The following is a 20,174-nucleotide window of genomic DNA, read 5'->3' as shown; positions in this document are numbered from 1 at the left end:
ACGATGGGGGGATAATATGTTAAACTATAAAAACAGAATAGGCGAGATAATAGATACTAAAAAGGACTTGTTCATTGATGTAAGTAATAGGGTTTGGGAATATGCAGAAACACGTTTTCAAGAATACAAATCTGCAGATCTTTTTTGTAAGGTACTAGAAGATGAAGAGTTTAAAATAGAAAGAGAAATTGCTGATATTTCTACTGCATTCGTAGGTAGCTTTGGAAGTGGAAAGCCTATTATAGCAATATTAGCTGAGTACGACGCCTTATCGGGCCTAAGTCAAAAACCGGGTACTGACAGAAAAGAAGCAGTTCAAGAGGGTGGAAATGGCCACGGATGTGGTCATAATCTCCTGGGAGCAGGCTCCCTTGCTGCAGCTGTAGCAATAAAAGATTATATGAAAGAGAAGAATATCGAGGGAACAATACGTCTATATGGATGCCCTGGTGAAGAAGGTGGTTCCGGAAAGGCATTTATGGCAAGGGAAGGTGCTTTTGATGATATAGATATTGCTTTATGCTGGCATCCCTTTGCACAAAATGGAATTTTCTCTGTGAGTTCTTTAGCTAATTATCAAGTGTATTATAGGTTTTATGGCAAAAGCTCCCATGCAGCAGCTTCACCGCATTTAGGAAGAAGTGCTTTGGATGCTGTTGAACTGATGAATATAGGAGTCAACTATCTAAGGGAACATATTATTCCTGAAGCTCGTATTCACTATGCAGTTACCAACACAGGAGGGATTTCACCAAATGTAGTTCAAGCAGAGGCAGAGTCTTTATACCTTATTAGAGCACCAAAAACATCCCAGGTTCAAGAAATATTTGATAGGGTAAATGATATAGCAAAGGGAGCAGCATTAATGACTCAGACTAGGTATGAGATTGTTTTTGACAAGGCTTGTTCAAACTTAATCTCTAATAATACTATCGAAGAAATTCTTTATAAGAATTTTATTGAGGTAGGAGTACCTAAGTTTGATGAAGATGATAAAGAGTATGCCAAAAGAATTACAGCGACATTATCAGATTCAGATATAAATAATGAAATGAAAATGGCTAACATGTTTACTGGAGGAAAGGGTAAGGAAATAATAGAAAAGATGAAGGATAAGGAATTATCCGATGCAATACTTCCATTTATTCATAATGCAGGTATGTTATCGGGTTCGACCGATGTTGGAGATGTAAGTTGGATTGTTCCAACTGGTCAAATTATAACGGCCTGCTGTGCTTTAGGTACTCCAGGGCATTCCTGGCAGATGGTAGCGCAGGGGGCAACTAGTATAGGTCATAAGGGGATGATAGTTGCAGGCAAGGTTTTAGCGATGACTGCTGTAGATATCTTAATGAACCCTGAAATTGTTAAAAGGGCTAAGGCGGAACTAAAGAAAAAACTTGGTGACAGGACCTATAAGTCTCCAATTCCTTCTCACATAAAACCATCAGCAATTAAGTAGCTTAAAAAAATATTAAACTTTATAAATTAGAGGATGCCTCATAAAGTTTTCTTATGAGTTCAGAACCAAGGGTGTTTCAGAATGAGTGAAGTTCAAGGTTTTGAAATTTCAACAGTTTGGCTAGTACTGACGTACGTGCCAAGTCGGTGAACATTTCAAAAAACGCAGAAATTTGCCATTCTGAAACACCCCCTTTATAATAAGAATAAAGGGGTCAAGAGGAGAAAAGATTATGAAGATAGATGTTTTTGGAGCAATATTTTTAGATAGATACATTTATGAAGAGGAAGACAGTACTCAAGTGGTTGAGTCAATAGGTGGCTCAGGTTTAAGTATTGCGTTAGGTCTTCATTTGCTAGGTCATGATGTTAGGTTTTATGGAAATATTGGACAAGATGAGAGAAAAGATAAGATTTTGAATGAGTTAGAGAATAATTGTTTTCCGATAGAGGGTATTTCTATAAAAAGTGGTGTGACAGGGCTATTTACTGCAAAAAATGATAAACTGGAATCAGTTGAAAGAGGAGTAAATGCAGAGGAACTTACAATAGACATGGAATTATTAAGTGGTGAATGTGCTGTTATAACAACGGAATTAAATAAGATCAGTTTGCAGCGAATTTTATCGTTGAGCTGGGAAAAAATATTCTTAGATATCGGACCACGGCCCCATATGCTAGATGATATAATCTTACCAGAGAATATCATTAAGATTGGGAACTCTAAGGAAAATGAAAAAAGTTCATGTCATATAGTCAAACTAGGTCCATATGGTGCTAAATGGGGAAATACAGTGGTAGGAGGAAGTAATGAATCCCTACCATATACGATTGGCGCTGGTGACCTATTTGATACTATTTTAATTGATAGCACGCTTAGAGATAAGGATAAAAGGAAAGCTTTAGAACTTGCAGTGAAATATGCGGAAGAAAGTTGCAAGATGCAGGGAGGATTTAAGTTTGAGAAGCTAAAGGACAAGATGGATCTCAAAAGTAGCTAATATCGCATTACCATACTAGGAAGGATTAGAACATATGAAAAAACATATTAAGAGAGTACTATTGATATTATTAGCAGGAATTATTTTAGGTTTAAGCATTTACGGTATTATAAATTACCATGTAGTAAGGTTTGCAGATGACTATATTGTATCCTCGGAAGAAGCTCCAACGGCTGAGGCAGCATTAGTTTTGGGAGCATTAGTTTATAGAAGTGGAATGGTATCACCTATTCTTGCCGACAGACTGGATGTGGGGATAGATTTATATAAGGAAAATAAAGTGGAAAAACTTCTACTCAGTGGAGACCATGGACAAAAAAATTATGATGAAGTAAATCCAATGAAGTCGTATGCATCATCCAGGGAAGTTCTAATAGAGGATATCTTTATGGATCATGCAGGTTTTAATACCTATGAAAGTGTATATAGAGCTAGGGATGTTTTTAAAGCAAAAAAAGTTATAATTGTGACTCAAGAATATCATTTATCAAGGGCAGTTTATATTGCAAGAAAGCTTGGAATTGAGGCATATGGAGTTTCTTCTGATAAGCACATCTATCCTAAAATGGCTATCTATAAATTTAGGGAAAGTCTAGCTAGATGTAAGGATTATATACTTGTAAACTTTATAAAGCCAAAGCCAACATATTTAGGCGAAGTGATTGATTTAAGCGGAGATGGAAGAGAGTCCCATGATTGATGCTTGGTTTTCTAGGATTTAAAGGATGTTAAGATGATATAATCCATAATGGATATTAATTACAAAAAAGTATTGACAAATAAAAAACAAAGTAATATTATAAAAGTGTACCGAAAAGGTATACTTTTGTTTTGATAATTAGAAACTTATGAACCTTATAAACGACGAAGTGACATGAGTGGACTTTGTCATTAGTTTGGAGTGGAGAAATGAAAATAACTCAAGAAGCCGATTATGCCCTAAGGATTATTTTACATCTTTCAAAGAATGGCATAGATGCAAGGGTAGATGCTAAAAGTATATCAGAGAGTGAGGGAATACCAGCTAGGTTTACTCTAAAGATCTTAAGAAAGCTGACAAAGGCCGGCTTAACGAAGTCTTATAGAGGCGTAGGTGGTGGATACTCTTTGAATAGAAAGCCAGAAGCCATTACCATGAAGGATGTAATAGAAGCAATAGATGGACCTATCTATATAAATCGATGTATATATGATAAGGAATATTGCAATATCCATAGGACAGGTACTTGTGATATCCACAGGGAACTTAATAAAGTTAGAAAAACATTGATAGAAGAGCTTGAAAGCGTCAATTTCAGCGATTTGATGAAATAATAAGGATCAAATATAGAGACTGAAGCTCATATTTACAATGTTTTTGAAAATATAACTAAAAGTATACTAAAATAGTATAAAATTAATTAAAACTATACTAAAATGGTATAGTTTTAAAGGAGGAATAATAGATGAAAATGTGTAAATCAGCAGATACAAAACTTGAGAGCTACATATCAACAAAGGATGTAGAGACTTCATTTAATAGGGTGGAGCATCAAAAAATAAAATGCGGATTTGGCCAGCAAGGAGTCTGTTGTAGGCTATGTTCAAATGGACCATGTCGAATAACTCCAAAGTCTCCAAGGGGAGTTTGTGGAGCAACTGCAGATACCATAGTAGCAAGGAACTTTTTAAGAGCCGTAGCGGCTGGAGCAGCATGTTATTTACACGTAATTGAAACTACTGCAAGAAACTTAAAGACGGTAGGAGAAAGAAAGGGAAAAATTAAAGGAGCAAATACTTTAAACGATTTAGCTGAGCTTTTTAACATTGAATCTAATGATATTCACGATAAGGCAATCAAGGTTGCAGATAAAGTATTAAATGACCTATACAAATCAAGAAATGAAAAGATGGAGTTAGTTGAAAAGATGGCCTATGAGCCAAGATTTAATAAGTGGAAGGAACTTAATATACTTCCAGGCGGTGCAAAATCAGAGGTTTTCGATGCGATAGTAAAAACATCAACAAACCTTAACAGTGATCCTGTAGATATGCTATTGCATTCATTGAACCTAGGAATATCAACTGGACTTTACGGTTTAACCCTTACAAACCTATTAAACGATGTAATGTTAGGAGAGCCAGTTATAAGAACTGCACCGGTAGGATTTAAGGTTGTAGATGAAGATTATATCAACATTATGATTACAGGACATCAACATTCAGTTATATCCCATCTTCAAGAGCGATTGATAGATGAAGATGTTAAAAAATTAGCTGTTGACGCTGGAGCAAAGGGCTTTAAGCTTGTTGGATGTACATGTGTTGGTCAAGACTTACAGCTTAGAGGAGAGCATTATCAAGAAGTATTCTCAGGTCATGCAGGAAACAACTTTACAAGTGAAGGACTTTTAGCTACAGGAGCTATTGACTTTATTGTATCTGAATTTAACTGTACATTACCTGGTATTGAACCTATAGCAGATGAATTTATGGTTGAAATGATCTGCTTAGATGATGTTGCTAAAAAAGCCAATGCCGATTATGTTAACTTCACAATGGAACAGGATGCGGAAATATCAGAGCTTATTATTGATAAAGCATTAAAAGCTCACAAGGCTAGAAGAAATAAGGTAACTATAGATATTCCGAAAGATCATGGACATGATGATGTAATAACAGGAGTTAGCGAAAAGTCCCTAAAAGGATTCTTAGGAAATACATGGCAACCACTTATTGACTTGATTGCATCAGGAAAAATAAAGGGAGTTGCCGGAGTTGTAGGATGTTCAAATCTTACTGCCATGGGTCATGACATCTTTACTGTAGAGTTAACAAAGGAATTGATTAAGAGAGATATTATAGTGCTATCAGCAGGATGTTCTAGTGGGGGCCTTGAAAATGTAGGACTTATGTCACCTAAAGCTGCTAGTATGGCTGGTGACAACTTGAAGGCTGTTTGTGAGTCATTAGGTATACCTCCAGTATTAAACTTTGGACCATGTCTTGCTATAGGAAGACTAGAGATAGTTGCTACTGAGCTTGCAGAGGCTCTTAATATAGATTTACCACAACTACCATTAGTATTATCTGCACCACAATGGCTTGAAGAACAGGCATTAGCCGATGGAGCATTTGGTTTAGCTTTAGGACTTCCGCTACATCTAGCTATACCTCCATTTATCACAGGAAGTAAGGTAGTTACAGAAACATTAACAAATGCACTACCTGATATAACAGGTGGTCAACTAATACTTGAAGATGATGTTATGAAAGCTGCCGATAGATTAGAAGCAATAGTTCTAGATAGAAGAAAAGCATTAGGTTTAGATTCAGAGATAGGAGAAATAGCTTAGGCTGTTTCTCAGATTGTTAACAAAGTTAACAAGATGTTAGGCTTTAACAAACGTTCAAGTTCAAGGCACGCTGAAATCGAGTAACGGAGCTTGCTAGACTTGCAAGTGAGTAACGGAGATTTTAGTAGTAACGCAGAAATTGAGCGTTTGCTAACAGCCTTCTATCTATATCCTGTGAATAATTGAAGGGGAGGTCAATTGTATATGATGAAGCGAATAAAAGTCGATAAAGATTTATGCATGGCTTGCTTGAACTGTGTTTTAGGATGTATGGCTGAGCATAATGAAAAAGGAAAAAGTATATATGATCTAGATCTTGAAGATAGGGCCAATGAAGGTAGAAATCATATAGAGCTTGATAAAAATAAGATTCCAACTCCAATCATTTGTAGACATTGTGAAGAACCGGAGTGTGTATATACATGTATGAGCGGTGCAATGACTAAGAATAAGGATACTGGACTGGTTGACTATGATGAAGAGAAATGTTCTTCATGCTTTATGTGTGTTATGTCATGTCCATACGGTGTTTTAAAGGCCGATGATGTAGAGAAGAAAGTAGTACTGAAATGTGATATGTGTGGTAGTAAGGAGATACCTAGATGTATAGAAAGCTGCCCGACTGGATGTCTAAGCATAGAGGGGGATGAATAGTTATGAAATATGTAATTTTAGGTGCCAGTGCATCTGGAGTAAACTGTGCTAAGACTATAAGAGAGTTAGACCCTAATGGGCAAATTACTATGGTATCAAAGGATGAAAAAATATACTCAAGGTGTATGTTACATCATGTAATTGGTGAAAAAAGAAGTGTTGAAGGAATCAATTTTGTGAACGAAGAATTTTCAGAAGATTTTAAAATTGATTGGATGAAAAATGTAAAAGCCGTAAGTCTTGATACAACGGACAAGAAAGTTGCCTTAGATAATGGTGAAACTCTTGAATACAACAAGCTACTTATTGCAACAGGAGCATCTTCGTTTATACCTCCCGTTAAGAACCTTAGAGAAGGTAAAGGGATATATGGACTGAGAAACATCGAAGATGCCCTCATTATAAAGGAAGAGGTAAATCTAGTAAAGGATGTCGTTGTACTAGGAGGAGGCCTTGTTGGTATTGATGCCGTTACAGGTCTACTGGAGCATGATATAAATGTGTCTCTTGTTGAAATGTCAGATAGAATCCTTCCAATGCAGCTTGATAGAAGGGCTGCTTCAAAATATGAAAAGCTTTTTGAAAAAGAGGGAGCCAGAATATATACCTGTGTAAGTGCAGAAGAAGTATTATTAGATGAAGAAAATAGAGTTAAGGCTGTTAGATTAAGTGATGGTAGATTAATTGGATGTGAAATGATAGTAGTGGCAACAGGAGTAAGACCAAATGTAGATTTTATTGCGGATAATACAATTGCTCTCGATAGGGGAATAGTAATTAATAGCAAAAGTGAAACTAATATCGAAGATGTCTATGCTGCTGGTGACGTAACCGGCAAGAGCCCTATATGGCCCCTTGCTGTAAAACAGGGGATTGTAGCGGCCTATAATATGACGGGGAAAAGTAAAGAGGTAGAAGATTCCTTTAGTTTAAGGAATTCGATGAACTTCCTAGGATTGCAAACGGTTTCTCTTGGATTGATAGAGGCCCCGGACAATAGTTATAATATCTCCATCGAGGAATATGAAGATAGTTATAAAAAGGTAATCCATAAGGATGGGATTATATATGGAGCAGTAATACAAGGAGATATTTCCTACTGTGGAGTCCTAACACATATAATAAAAAACAAGATTAACATTTCACATATAGAAAAAGACATATTTGATATTAATTATTCAGATTTCTTTGGATTGGAAGAGAATGGAGAGTATAAGTACAACATCTAAGATCGATATTGAATGATGAATTTAAAAGAAGCTGACAGAGAAGTAATTCTTTGTTCAGCTTCTTTTATGTAGGATATAAGGAATCGAATAGTTGCTCTTCTTTTAGTACTTACATATATATATCTGAAAATTCAATTTGAATTTTTTCTACATTACCGTTTTGTGCGAAATCATTCATTTTTTCAGTTTCACTATCATTGTCAATACACTTTACAGGTAGCTCCATTATAAACTCAGTACCTTCATTAGTTTTGCTTTTTACAGAGATTTTACCATCGTGCATTTCTACTAAGGCCTTGACAAGAGACAAACCAATACCACTGCCTTCGTGCCTCCTGCTTAATAAAGAGTCAACCTGTTTAAATCTTTCAAAAATCATTTTGAGCTTATCTTCGGGGATACCGATCCCCGTATCCTTTACAGAAATCTGAATGTGATCACCTTCGTCATAAACAGTGACACTTATTTTGTCTCCGTGCCTTGTAAACTTAACTGCATTTGAAATAAGGTTTAACATGATCCTTTCGATTTTTTCTGGATCAATGGCCATGATTTTTTCCTCTATATCGGTATCGAATATAATAGTCCGTGATTTACTCTTAATATATTCGCTTGTGGAAAGGGTTATGTTTTCAACTATCTCTATGATATTTTCATTTGCTAAGCTCAGGGTCATAAAACCTGTGTCTATTCTTGTGATATCAAGTAAATTATTAACTAATCGAAGCAATCTGTAGCAGTTTTGCTTTATGATGTGCACATATTTACTAAAATTAGTCGAATCAATAGAATGAGCGCTATCGTTGTTGTGTAAAGCAAATAATTGAGTAGTTGAAAAAATAATATTTAAGGGAGTTTTCAATTCATGTGAGATATTGGAAAAAAACTCTGTCTTTAACTTATTATAATTAATAGTCTCCTCTAAAAGTCTTTTATTCTCTTTAATCATAGAATTAAAGCTATCTGAAAGTACACCTATTTCGTCGTTACTATGTATATCAGATTGTATGCTTAAGTCTCCCTGCTTAGCAATCTGCATACATTCTATTAACTTATTAACAGGGGTAACTAATTTTTGAGACAAGAAAAAAGCTAAGAGGACCCCTATTAACAAAATAATCAATGCTACTATAAATATTGCATATAAGATTGATTTTGAAGGTGATTCTAAATCCTCGTAATTAGCTGTTGTAACTATGTACCAATCCCATGGTTCAAAATATCTATAGGCAGCTAATTTAGATACACCCTGAAAAGTATACTTGATTATGCCGTTTTTCTTCTTGATGATTTCCTTAGAAAAATCAAAATCTCCTATGTTTTCTCCCGTACTATTAGGATGAACAAAAACATCTCCATTAGAATTCATAACATAAACATATCCAGTTTTTCCAACCTTTATATCATCTAAGGTCTTTCGTAAATGATTATTCAAAGCCTTGTATCCCAGAGCTATGGCTCCGATAACTTTTCCGTCTTTGTCACTAATAGGTTCATAGGAGGTTATGAACCAATCATCTAAAATAAAAGAATTACCTTGGTAATGAATATTTTTTTTTAGTTTTTTAAAAATCTGAGAATCATTTGAGATATAGGTACCTATAGCTCTTTTTCCATTATAATCGAGATTAGTAGTAACTCTTATAAGCTTTTCATCATGGAATAGAAAAATTGAAGCAACAGCTCCTAGGGATTCTTCAATTTCATCGACAAGAGAAGTATCTAAAGTTAAGTTTGAAGACCCCGCGTATAAAGAGGGCAGGATATCATCTTGTATATAAACCGGATTTGTGTGATCTAATTTTATTTCACCTAAATTGCTCAATTTTTGCTTGGCGAAATGCGCATCTGCTCTAATTTTTTCTGAAAGAAGATCATTACGAACGCTAACCATATTATGGATCAGCTCAGTTATGCGTTCACTTTTTTCCGTCACTTCTTTGAAAATTGCATTTTTTGATAAATTAGCAACAAAAAATCCAAGTATACTCACTGAGAATACAATTAATATGACAAAGCTAATTACTAACTTATATCTTATGCTCATATGTATATCCTCCCATCACCCAAAAACAACTTAAAAACTTACTTCATGTTTTGATATTTTTACTGGTAAAGATAAAAAAATAAAATTTGAATAACCATGTTTATGCTCTACTTATAGTTCTATCTTCTTTCAATAACTCCTTCTTTTGAAAAAAAATGAAAACTAGGTCTTAAGTTATACAAACAATAACTTACAAATTCAAAAAAATATATTATAATAAATATAGGATATTTTGAAGAATTATGTCTTTTCTTAGAATTGCTAGTTATGATAAACAATGAGATGAAAAAATATAAATATATAAAATAATATATATAAAGGACAGGTGGTTATTTATGGATAAGACTAAGGAACAAGCAATGGAAGAACTTAAGGGGCTGGCTGGTGTCATAGTAGACTTATTGAAGAAAAAAAATGTTGGAATTGGATTAACCAAAGATAAAAAATTTGTATTAATCGATGGAGACACTGGTATATGTATGGAGTTAGAACAATAAATAGAATAATTCCTCAACAAATAATTATAATGGTTTAATTAATAGACTCCCCTATATTGTTAAGGGAGTTTTTTGCTATATACAATTTTAAGGAGGATAATGAAACTGAAATGCCTAAAAAATTGGTTTGGTAAAAATTCATTTCGAGTTATTTGTATAAAACTGGTGCTTTTTGTAAATAGCTAATAGTATTGAAATGAGCATTATTTCAGAGTTAGAGGATTATTGACGACAGTATTTTTTTTCATTGTCAAAAAAAGTTCGGAAAACGATTTGACAAGTGCAAAAAGAAGTATTATACTCAAAGTGTAGTTACTAACTACCGAGGTGGTAACTAATTAATAGTGGGGGTGTGATATGGGTAGAGAAAATACTTTACAAGTATATTCCGAAATAGGAAAGTTGAAAAAAGTTTTATTACATAAGCCTGGAAAAGAAATAGAAAATCTAACACCAGATTTAATGGACAGACTGTTGTTTGATGACATTCCTTACTTAAAAATAGCAAGACAAGAGCATGATGCATTTGCAGATATTTTTAGAAATAATGGAACTGAAGTAGTTTACCTAGAGGAACTAGCTGCTGAAGCCCTTATAAATGATGACGTGAAAAATGATTTTGTCGAAGAGTTTATAAGAGAAGCTAGAATAAAAAGCAATAGAAAAAAGGAGCTTGTTAAAGAATACCTTTTAAACTGTCCCTCAAATATAGAAATGGTAAATAAAATGATGGAAGGTATTAGGAAAAATGAAATAGGGGATTATAAAAAGATTTCCTTAGCGGATATGATTGAATCAGACTATCCATTTATAATAGACCCTATGCCGAACCTATACTTTACAAGGGATCCATTTGCAACTATAGGAAGTGGAATTTCCCTAAATCATATGAAAACAGTTACTAGAAATAGAGAAACATTATTTTCTAAATATATATTTAAGTACCATGAGATGTTTAAGGGTGTAAATATCCCATTTTGGTATGACAGAGAAGAAAAAGCTTCAATTGAGGGTGGCGATCAGCTGGTACTTAGTGATAAGGTAATTGCTATCGGAATATCTGAAAGAACAGAAGCGGCATCCATAGAGAAGCTTGCTAAGAAGATATTTAGTGCAGATGAGAGCTTTGAGGTAGTATTAGCCTTTGATATACCAAAGAAAAGGGCCTTTATGCATCTTGATACTGTATTTACGATGGTTGATTACGACAAATTCACAATTCATCCTGAAATTGAAGGACCACTTACGGTTTATTCAATAAGAAAAGGTGAAGAACCAGAGGAATTGATGATAGAAAAGGAAACAATGGAACTTAGTGATATACTTAAGAAATATTTAGAACTAGATGATGTTACATTAATCCGTTGTGGAGCTGGAAATATGATTGATGCAGCTAGAGAACAATGGAATGATGGATCTAATACATTGGCTATAGCTCCAGGTGAAGTTATAGTATACTCAAGAAACTATGTTACCAACAGACTTTTAGAAGAACATGGTGTCAAGCTACATATCATGCCATCTTCGGAACTATCCAGAGGTCGTGGAGGCCCAAGATGCATGAGTATGCCATTGTTTAGAGAAAGAGTACAAAAATAACGGTTTACAGTTATAGGTTAGTGGTTTTGAATAGGACTTTCGATAATGAAAGATCAATAAGAATTTAAAAATAATATAACCGGTAACCGAAAACGGAAAACCGACAAAACATAATCCAAAGGGAGGAATAAAAATGCCAATCAATTTAAAAGGAAGAAACTTTATAACACTTAAGGACTTTACACCACAGGAAATCAAGTATATGTTAGATCTATCAATGGATCTTAAGAGAAAGAAAAGAGCAGGAATTAAAGGAGATCTTTTAGAAGGAAAAAATATCGTACTATTATTTGAAAAGACTTCAACAAGAACAAGATGCGCATTTGAGGTAGCTGCATTTGATGAAGGTGCACAGGTTACATTCTTAAGCAACAGCCAAATGGGTAAAAAAGAATCAATTGAAGATACAGCAAAAGTACTTGGAAGATACTACGATGGTATCGAATTCAGAGGATTCAAGCAAGAAACTGTAGATGATTTAGGTGCTCATGCTGGAGTACCGGTTTGGAATGGACTTACAGACCTTTACCATCCAACACAAATCCTTGCAGACTTCTTAACAGTAATGGAACACGTTGATAAGCCTCTAAACAAAGTTAAGTTTGTATATGCAGGAGATGCAAGAAACAATATGGGTAACTCATTAATGATCGGTGCAGCAAAAATGGGTATGCACTTTGTAGGAGTAGCTCCTAAAGAATTATTCCCATCAGAAGAATTGGTAGCTGAAATGCAAGAAGTTGCAAAGGAAACTGGAGCAGTAATAGAGTTTACAGAAGACGTTGCAGCAGGCGTAAAGGATGCCGATGTAATCTATACAGATGTATGGGTATCAATGGGTGAAGAGCATATGTTTGAAGAAAGAATCAACCAACTTAAGCCATACCAAGTAAACATGGATATGATTAAGAAGACTGGAAACCCTGACGTAATCTTCATGCATTGTTTACCAGCTTTCCATGACACAAAAACAGTAATAGGAAAAGACATACAAGAAAAGTTTGGAATTGAGTCAATGGAAGTAACTGATGAAGTGTTTAGAAGTAAGCATTCAGTAGTTTTCGATGAAGCTGAAAATAGAATGCATACAATTAAAGCTGTTATGGTAGCAACAATGGGTAAATAGTATAAAGCTATTAACCACTAGTTAAAAAAATAAGAAATTAAAATGAAGAGATAAAATAGCTGTTAGTTACTAGAACATGGCTTTTTAGGGTTAACTTTTAGGGCTTCGATGGTCTGAAATAGAAAACTTAAAATAGCTAGAGACTAGGAGCTAGCAGCTATAAACTATATATAGTCATGACACCTTAAAATTTAAGATAAATTTTACTGAAATAATGAACACTTCTACATTCTTTCAGCCAAATTTATCAACCTTTAAAGTGTCAATTACTTTAAGGAGGACTAATAATGAGAATAGTAGTTGCATTAGGTGGAAATGCACTTGGTAAGACACCTGCACAACAATTAAGCCTAGTAAAGGATACAGCTAAACCAATAGTTGATTTAATAGAAAAAGGAAATGAAGTTATTATAGCCCATGGAAATGGACCTCAAGTAGGTATGATAAACTTAGCTATGGAAACAGCTTCTAAAACAGAGGCTGCAACTCCAGAAATGCCTTTCCCAGAATGTGGTGCAATGAGCCAAGGGTATATCGGATATCACCTTCAAAATGCTATTAGAGAAGAGTTATTAAGTAGAGGAAACAAAAAGCCAGTTGCTACAGTGATAACTCAAGTGATAGTAGATAAAGATGATCCTGCATTCGAAAATCCTACAAAGCCTATAGGAGCATTCTATACTGAAGAAGAAGCTAAAAAGCTTGAGGCAGAAAAGGGTTATATAGTAAAGGAAGATGCTGGTAGAGGTTGGAGAAGAGTTGTACCATCACCTATCCCAGTAGATGTTGCTGAAAAAGAAACAGTAAAGACATTAGTAGAAAATGGACATATAGTTATAACAGTTGGTGGGGGCGGAATTCCTGTTGTTGCGGAAGGAAACAGCCTAGTTGGAGTGCCAGCGGTTATAGATAAAGATTTTGCAAGTGAAAAGATTGCTGAGATACTAGATGCAGACTATCTAATAATATTAACAGCAGTTGAAAAGGTTGCAATCAACTTTGGAAAGCCTAACCAAGAGGTATTAAGTGAAATGAATTTAGCCGATGCAGAAAGATACATCGAAGAAGGTCATTTTGCTCCTGGATCAATGCTTCCAAAGGTTAAGGCTGCTATGAAGTTTGCAGCATCAAAGGAAGGTAGAAAATCACTTATAACAGCTCTTGAAAAGGCAGGAGAAGGAATCGAAGGTAAAACAGGTACTTTAGTAGTTAAATAATGTCTACGAAAGGACTCAAATCTAAATGAATAATGATAAAACCATTGAGAAGATGATGGAAGTAGGTCTTAACAAATATGAAGCAAAGGCTTATATATCTCTTCTCAAAAGACCAGACATAACGGCCTATGAATTAAGCAAGATATCAGGAGTCCCTCAAGCTAAAATATATGAGACAATGGCTAAATTACTAGAAAAAAATTTAGTTAATGTAATAAGTGACAATCCAGTAAAATATATAGCTTTAGATTTTGAAAGCTTCTTAGATACTTATAAAAAGAATGTAAATAAAACTGTGAAGTATTTAAAAAGCAACTTAAAAGAAGTAAATTCTTCAAACAATATTTCTTATATATTGCATCTAGAGGGAATGGATAATATTAATAACAAAGTGAAATCCGTGCTTTCTAATGCAGAGAAGTTTGTATATTTAGAAGCTTGGAACGAAGACTATGAACTTTTAAAAGAGGATTTAAAAATTCTAAAGGACCGTGGAATAGAATTGGTTACAGTATTATATGGAGATACAGATGAAGAAGTAGGAGAAATATACTATCATGAGATGGAAGACATGCAAAAGAATGTTGTCCAGCATGGTAGATGGTTAACTTTGGTTTCCGATGGAAAAGAATCCTTGTTTGTAACATTCAATAAAGATAAACCACAGGCTATATGGACAGAAAATGAGGCTTTTATGTTAATGGCTGAATCATTTATTGTGCATGATATCTATTTAGCTGAAATATATAGGGAATACAAAAAAGAACTCGATGAGAAGTTTGGCCCTAATCTAAAGAAGATTAGAGAAAAAATGCAAATAGGGCATATTGGGTAGGCGAAATATCAGATGAAATAATAAGACTTAAAGGTGAAAATCCTTTAAGTCTTATTTATTTTTTTGAACAAAAAAGAGCGAGAATATTGTAATATTATGTCAAAAAATGTTGAAAAATGTTGAAAAATAGTATATGATAATGTTGAATAGAACAAATGGACTATTTACAAAAGTCCATAATAATGATATCGACTTTATAGTTAAAAAAGAACCGCAATCTAAGAGTCAACCGAGGAAAAGTCAAAAAATATCTTTAACGCATCAGCAAGGGGGACTATTATGAAAGTTCTTATTACGGGTGGATGTGGATTCATAGGTTCGCATACGGCAGAAAGATTTTATAAAGAAGGATATAAGGTTTATATAATAGATAATCTTTCATCGGGAAGGAAAGAAAATCTTATAATCAAACATAAACTTTATGAAATGGATGTTGAGGATAGAAAATGCGAAGAAATTTTTGCAAATAATGATTTTGATATAGTAATACATTTAGCAGCCCACATTGATGCCGCCCTATCAATAGAAAAACCCTGCCTTGATGCAGAGTCAAACGTTCTAGGATTAATCAATATATTAGAGCTATCAAGCAAATATAATGTTAAAAAATTTATTTTTGCCTCTTCTGCTGCTGTATATGGTGATAACGAAAAAATACCTTTAATAGAAGACGATGGGTGCAATCCAATAACTCCATATGGTGTAAGTAAATTGACTGGAGAGAAATATTGTGGGTTGTGGAAAACAATACATAACTTAGACACAACATGTCTTAGATTTTCTAATGTATATGGGCCTAGACAATCTATAAAAGGTGAAGGTGGTGTTGTCTCAATCTTCATGAACAATGTTTTCAACAACAGAAAATTATTAGTTTATGGAGATGGACAGCAGACGAGGGACTTTATATATGTTGAAGACCTTGTAGATGCTATATACAAAGCTGTAGAGTTTTGCTCCAGCGATATTCTGAATATATCTACTAATACACAGGTTAGTATAAATGATTTAATTCATTCCATAAAAAAATTGCATAGGGATGTTGAGATTGAATATACGAAGCCAAGAGAAGGGGACATACTACACTCTAGACTGCTAAATGATGAAGCCATAAAGGAACTGAGTTGGGCTCCAATCTATAGTTTAGAGAAAGGTATTGAAAAAACCTATAGGTGGTATTCAAATTATTGTAAACAAAATGATGCAAAGGTGATCAAAGAGAGCAAAGTTAAGGAAAAGAAGGAGAAGAAAAGTTTTTTAAGAAGTTTGTTACCCTACTTTGAAAATCTAATATCATTTTTTATTGCATATTTCTTGTCCAGATTTTCTCAGAAAATAGGTATGGAGACTGTTTTTGATTTTAAACTAATTTATATTATAGTTATTGCTATTTTATATGGATTAAAGCAAGCTTCGATTGCTGTTTTCTTATCTTGTACTCTTTTTATTTGGGATATACGTGAGACCGGTCATGATATTATATCACTTATATATAACATAAATACATTGATATATTTTAGTGTTTACATATTTGTTGGAGCAGTTTTAGGATATTCTGTTGATAGTAAAAAATTTGAAATAGATTCTAAGGAAGAAGCTCTTAAAGAAATAAAAGAGAAATTTGATTTCCTTTATGATATGTATAACGAAAGTAAGTTGGTTAGGAAAGAACTCCAAGACCAAATTCTAAGTTCTGAAGATAGCTTTGGAAAGATATACAAAATTACCAGTACATTAGATACTCTAGAACCTGAGAAGGTTTTCGGACAAACTGTTGGTGTAATTGAAGAAATTATGAAGTCTAAAGATATATGTATTTTTTCAGTTTCTAAAGCTCAAAACTACTTGAGATTGATTTCAAAGTCTAAGGAATCTTATATACAGGTTAACAAGTCAATTAAGGTTAAAGACTTTCCTGAAATAGAAAATCTAATAAATACTAAATCGACCTTTGTAAACAAGGATTTAAAAAAATCATTACCTATGATGATGTCACCTATAGTTGTAAACGAGAAAGTAATAGCCATAATAGCAATCTATAAAATGGAGTTTGAAACTATGTCTCTGTATAAGCAAAATCTTCTAAAGGCTGTTTCGAGCTTAGTAACATCTACTTTAGCCCGTGCCTATCAATATGATGAAGCAATATACGATGAAAAATATGTTAGTGGAACATTAGTTTTAAAGCGTAAATATTTTTCACAATTACTGCAAAACAAGATAGAAATAAGGCAGAAAGATTATGCTGACTTCATCTTACTCAGAGTAAGCGGATCTAACTGGCAGGATGGAGATATCTCATATCAAATAGGAAAAACCATAAGAGAGCTAGATTACATTGGAGTTAATGAGAAAAATGAACTCTTTGTGCTATTGGCCAATACAAGTAAAAAAGAGGCACAATTTGTAATAAGTCGATTTAATAAAATAAATATAGATGTAGAATTGATAGAAGAGGACGAATATTATGGTAATCTACATATTGGGACATTTAGTGCTTAGTTGCCTCATTGCTTTTTTAGGTTTAGACAAGATAAATAAGCAAGAAAGGTTTTGCAACTTTATAATAGCCCTGTTTTTCCCTGTTGGAGGCTATATTACAGTATTAATTTTGTATTTATCTAGAAATAAAAATCCTAAGGAAATCGAAAATGAGCCTGATATTGAAGATGCTCTAATTCTATTTACTGAGAGATTCGATAGACAAAGAGATACAAATATTGTACCTCTTGAGGAAACGCTGCTTATCAATGACACCAAGGTAAAGAGAGAGCAATTGATTAATGCCTTAAAAAAGGAATCTAGCAAGTATATTGATATGCTTAAAGTGGCCCTTAGAGACGAAGATGTAGAGACATCTCACTATGCAGCTTCAGCGATAGCTGATATAAAAGGAAAGCTTGATCTAAAACTTCAAGCCTTTTCAGTAGAATATGAAAAGAATAAATTAGATACTGATGTTTTAAAGCAATACGCTGATACTTTAGAAGAGTATTTAAATAGTAATCTATTGGATGAATATGCTCGAAGAAAGACTATATTCACATATATTGGGGTATTAGAAAATCTTTTAAAAAGTCATGGAAGTAATAGTGATTATTATAATAGACTCATTAATGTGTTGTATGAAGTTAATGAGATTGATAAAGCTAAAAAGTATTGTAAGGAGTATCTTGAAAACTGTAAAGATGAAGGAGCATATCTAGCTAACTTGAAATATTTCTATCTAATCAAAGATAAAACTGGTTTTAATGATGTGTTCGATAGTTTACTAGGCTCGTCAATAAAGCTTTCTAATAAAGGGCTTAGCATTATAAGATTTTGGCTGGATGGTGTTTAGATGAAGGTGAAAAGAAATATTATTATTATTATACTGTCTGTAATTGCAATTGCATTTGCAGTTGAAATTACTCGATCAGAATTTATAGTACGATTAAATAGAAATGAAAATTTTGAGTTGATTGATTTAGAGAATACAATAGGAATTCAAATAGATGAGAGTTTATTACAGAGTCTACCATCAAAAAAATATCTGATTATTTATGATTCTGATCAAGAAGTATTCCTTAAAACTAAGAACAATGTAGAAAAAGTATTAGACTACATCAAGAGGGAATATCAATCGATAGATATTGCTAATGTCACTAGAATAAACAACAGTTACGATTCAGTTATTATGGTGTTAGATGATATGAGAAAATTACAAGATACTGAGGAACTAATGAATTACGTATTTAAAGGTGGAAATCTATTTTTTACCTTTAGATTGGACTATAATGATGGCTTTTTTGGAATTACTAGAAAACTTGGAATTATTGAATTTGGTGACTATATAGATACAGGAGGAATTCGTCTTTTAGATAATATTTTGATAAAGGGTAAGGGCTTTGAGCTCAAGGAAGAGGAATTTATCCTAAATTCATCTATGAGTTTAAGAATCGAACAGGACTGTGAAAAATATGCTGAGTCAATAGATGGTGTGCCCCTGCTGTGGAAGAAAAAATACGGACAAGGTAATATTGTATATTTTAATGGTACTATGCTAGAGGAAAAAGTGAATAGAGGACTTGTTTTAGGGGCAATAGGTGCCTTAGAAGAAGACTTTATCTATCCAATTATAAATACCAAAATAAGCTTTATAGATGATTTCCCAGCACCTAGTCCAGCAGGAGAAAATGAAAGGATAAAAAAGGAGTTTGGAAGAACAGTTCCAAGATTTTATAAAGATATCTGGTGGCCGGATATGCTAGAACTGGCTTCAAGATATAGTGTTAAATATACCGGCGTCGTTATTGGTACATATAACGATGAAGTCGAGAATATAAAACCTGGATCTACTGATCTCAATATCAAGGATTATATTTACTTCGGTAGAGAGTTGATTAACAATGGGGGAGAAATCGGCATACATGGATATAATCATCAACCTCTTACGGATATAGAGCTGTTCGATAAGGACTTGGGTTACAAGACTTGGAAAGATACTAAGACTATGATCGATTCTATTGAAGAAATCAATAGATTATCAAAACAAGCTTTTCCTTATTATAAGTTTATGGTTTATGTACCTCCATCAAACATTTTATATCCCGAAGGAAGGAAGGCTTTGGTGGAGGCAGATTCAGATATTAAGATCATTTCTTCACGATATAATAACTCCTATTATAAGGATGATTATGAGCAGGAGTTTGAAATATCACCCGATGGGATAATTGAATTTCCTAGATTAACATCTGGATATATAAATTCAATAGAAAATAAGTGGATGATATTAAATGGTGTTACTTCCTATGGTATTTTTTCGCATTTTATCCATCCCGATGATGTCTTGGATAATCATCGTACCGATGGCAAGGGATGGTCTAAGCTATTAGAGGAATATGATGAATTTAATAAAATGGTATTTAATAATTATAGATGGTTAAGAGCTATGACAGCCTCTGAAGGGGCTAATGAGATGACGAAATATATATTTAGCGAGCCTAGATATGAAAAGAAGGATGATTACTTAAAGGTTTACATAAATAACTATTTTGATAATGCATATTTTGTTTTAAAGACTAAAAAGGCTATTGAATCGTTAGAAGGGTGTAATGTAGAAAAAATTGATGATAATACTTATCTAGTAGAAAGCTATGATCCAATATGTCAAATAAATTTTAAAAGGTGATAC

At 33.6% G+C, this 20,174-nt stretch carries 16 protein-coding genes; 15 read left to right on the top strand and 1 reads right to left on the bottom strand.

What is annotated here, in order from left to right; genetic code table 11:
* Positions 1–16: 16 nt before the first annotated feature.
* The 7 genes from R9X47_RS08020 (at position 17) to R9X47_RS07990 (ending at position 7,680) form a co-directional block, all read left to right on the top strand.
* A complete protein-coding gene (locus tag R9X47_RS08020; protein ID WP_432666271.1) occupies positions 17–1,462 on the top strand; it encodes a M20 family metallopeptidase in 1,446 nt (481 codons plus the stop codon).
* Positions 1,463–1,694: 232 nt separating this feature from the next.
* Positions 1,695–2,462, top strand: a complete 768-nt coding sequence (locus R9X47_RS08015) for a PfkB family carbohydrate kinase (RefSeq protein ID WP_432666270.1) — start codon at positions 1,695–1,697, stop codon at positions 2,460–2,462.
* A gap of 34 nt (positions 2,463–2,496) precedes the next feature.
* Positions 2,497–3,162: a SanA/YdcF family protein gene (locus R9X47_RS08010; protein WP_432666269.1), complete on the top strand. Its 666-nt coding sequence runs from the start codon at positions 2,497–2,499 to the stop codon at positions 3,160–3,162.
* Positions 3,163–3,371: 209 nt separating this feature from the next.
* Complete coding sequence (locus tag R9X47_RS08005) at positions 3,372–3,776, top strand: RrF2 family transcriptional regulator (protein ID WP_432666268.1); 405 nt, start codon at positions 3,372–3,374, stop codon at positions 3,774–3,776.
* A 131-nt stretch (positions 3,777–3,907) separates the two neighbouring features.
* On the top strand, positions 3,908–5,797 hold the full coding sequence (cooS, locus tag R9X47_RS08000; protein WP_432666267.1) for an anaerobic carbon-monoxide dehydrogenase catalytic subunit: 1,890 nt from the start codon (positions 3,908–3,910) through the stop codon (positions 5,795–5,797).
* Positions 5,798–6,004: 207 nt separating this feature from the next.
* Positions 6,005–6,451, top strand: coding sequence for a 4Fe-4S dicluster domain-containing protein (locus R9X47_RS07995; RefSeq protein ID WP_432667604.1), 447 nt, complete (start codon positions 6,005–6,007; stop codon positions 6,449–6,451).
* A gap of 2 nt (positions 6,452–6,453) precedes the next feature.
* On the top strand, positions 6,454–7,680 hold the full coding sequence (locus R9X47_RS07990) for an NAD(P)/FAD-dependent oxidoreductase (protein ID WP_432666266.1): 1,227 nt from the start codon (positions 6,454–6,456) through the stop codon (positions 7,678–7,680).
* A gap of 109 nt (positions 7,681–7,789) precedes the next feature.
* Here R9X47_RS07990 and R9X47_RS07985 read toward each other — a convergent pair whose 3' ends face one another.
* A complete protein-coding gene (locus tag R9X47_RS07985) occupies positions 7,790–9,727 on the bottom strand; it encodes a Cache 3/Cache 2 fusion domain-containing protein (RefSeq protein WP_432666265.1) in 1,938 nt (645 codons plus the stop codon).
* Positions 9,728–10,062: 335 nt separating this feature from the next.
* Between R9X47_RS07985 and R9X47_RS07980 the strand changes: the two genes are divergently transcribed.
* The 8 genes from R9X47_RS07980 (at position 10,063) to R9X47_RS07945 (ending at position 20,171) form a co-directional block, all read left to right on the top strand.
* Positions 10,063–10,224, top strand: a complete 162-nt coding sequence (locus R9X47_RS07980; protein ID WP_432666264.1) for a hypothetical protein — start codon at positions 10,063–10,065, stop codon at positions 10,222–10,224.
* Between the two features lie 357 nt (positions 10,225–10,581).
* Positions 10,582–11,823, top strand: a complete 1,242-nt coding sequence (arcA, locus tag R9X47_RS07975; RefSeq protein WP_432666263.1) for an arginine deiminase — start codon at positions 10,582–10,584, stop codon at positions 11,821–11,823.
* 133 nt (positions 11,824–11,956) lie between these two features.
* On the top strand, positions 11,957–12,949 hold the full coding sequence (gene argF, locus R9X47_RS07970; protein WP_432666262.1) for an ornithine carbamoyltransferase: 993 nt from the start codon (positions 11,957–11,959) through the stop codon (positions 12,947–12,949).
* Between the two features lie 287 nt (positions 12,950–13,236).
* Entirely contained in the window at positions 13,237–14,166 is a 930-nt protein-coding gene (gene arcC, locus R9X47_RS07965) for a carbamate kinase (RefSeq protein WP_432666261.1), read from the top strand.
* Between the two features lie 25 nt (positions 14,167–14,191).
* Positions 14,192–15,001, top strand: coding sequence for a TrmB family transcriptional regulator (locus tag R9X47_RS07960; RefSeq protein ID WP_432666260.1), 810 nt, complete (start codon positions 14,192–14,194; stop codon positions 14,999–15,001).
* Positions 15,002–15,280: 279 nt separating this feature from the next.
* On the top strand, positions 15,281–17,503 hold the full coding sequence (locus R9X47_RS07955) for an NAD-dependent epimerase/dehydratase family protein (RefSeq protein WP_432666259.1): 2,223 nt from the start codon (positions 15,281–15,283) through the stop codon (positions 17,501–17,503).
* Positions 17,469–18,341, top strand: a complete 873-nt coding sequence (locus R9X47_RS07950; protein ID WP_432666258.1) for a hypothetical protein — start codon at positions 17,469–17,471, stop codon at positions 18,339–18,341. The genes R9X47_RS07955 and R9X47_RS07950 overlap by 35 nt, the downstream gene beginning before the upstream one ends.
* On the top strand, positions 18,342–20,171 hold the full coding sequence (locus R9X47_RS07945; protein ID WP_432666257.1) for a DUF2194 domain-containing protein: 1,830 nt from the start codon (positions 18,342–18,344) through the stop codon (positions 20,169–20,171).
* Positions 20,172–20,174 lie beyond the last annotated feature (3 nt).

It is taken from the genome of Wukongibacter baidiensis, from assembly GCF_050888315.1.
In the GTDB taxonomy this organism is placed as follows: Bacteria; Bacillota; Clostridia; order Peptostreptococcales; family Caminicellaceae; genus Wukongibacter; species Wukongibacter baidiensis.
The sequence above is the reverse complement of the archived record's forward strand: the minus strand, read 5'-3'. Positions and strand labels throughout refer to the sequence as shown.

Bases quoted from the DNA above. Each gene is read 5' to 3' on its own strand.
- R9X47_RS08020 (WP_432666271.1), top strand. From the start codon at position 17: ATGTTAAACTATAAAAACAGAATAGGCGAGATAATAGATACTAAAAAG.
- R9X47_RS08015 (WP_432666270.1), top strand. From the start codon at position 1,695: ATGAAGATAGATGTTTTTGGAGCAATATTTTTAGATAGATACATTTAT.
- R9X47_RS08010 (WP_432666269.1), top strand. From the start codon at position 2,497: ATGAAAAAACATATTAAGAGAGTACTATTGATATTATTAGCAGGAATT.
- R9X47_RS08005 (WP_432666268.1), top strand. From the start codon at position 3,372: ATGAAAATAACTCAAGAAGCCGATTATGCCCTAAGGATTATTTTACAT.
- cooS (WP_432666267.1), top strand. From the start codon at position 3,908: ATGAAAATGTGTAAATCAGCAGATACAAAACTTGAGAGCTACATATCA.
- R9X47_RS07995 (WP_432667604.1), top strand. From the start codon at position 6,005: ATGAAGCGAATAAAAGTCGATAAAGATTTATGCATGGCTTGCTTGAAC.
- R9X47_RS07990 (WP_432666266.1), top strand. From the start codon at position 6,454: ATGAAATATGTAATTTTAGGTGCCAGTGCATCTGGAGTAAACTGTGCT.
- R9X47_RS07985 (WP_432666265.1), bottom strand. From the start codon at position 9,727: ATGAGCATAAGATATAAGTTAGTAATTAGCTTTGTCATATTAATTGTA.
- R9X47_RS07980 (WP_432666264.1), top strand. From the start codon at position 10,063: ATGGATAAGACTAAGGAACAAGCAATGGAAGAACTTAAGGGGCTGGCT.
- arcA (WP_432666263.1), top strand. From the start codon at position 10,582: ATGGGTAGAGAAAATACTTTACAAGTATATTCCGAAATAGGAAAGTTG.
- argF (WP_432666262.1), top strand. From the start codon at position 11,957: ATGCCAATCAATTTAAAAGGAAGAAACTTTATAACACTTAAGGACTTT.
- arcC (WP_432666261.1), top strand. From the start codon at position 13,237: ATGAGAATAGTAGTTGCATTAGGTGGAAATGCACTTGGTAAGACACCT.
- R9X47_RS07960 (WP_432666260.1), top strand. From the start codon at position 14,192: ATGAATAATGATAAAACCATTGAGAAGATGATGGAAGTAGGTCTTAAC.
- R9X47_RS07955 (WP_432666259.1), top strand. From the start codon at position 15,281: ATGAAAGTTCTTATTACGGGTGGATGTGGATTCATAGGTTCGCATACG.
- R9X47_RS07950 (WP_432666258.1), top strand. From the start codon at position 17,469: ATGGTAATCTACATATTGGGACATTTAGTGCTTAGTTGCCTCATTGCT.
- R9X47_RS07945 (WP_432666257.1), top strand. From the start codon at position 18,342: ATGAAGGTGAAAAGAAATATTATTATTATTATACTGTCTGTAATTGCA.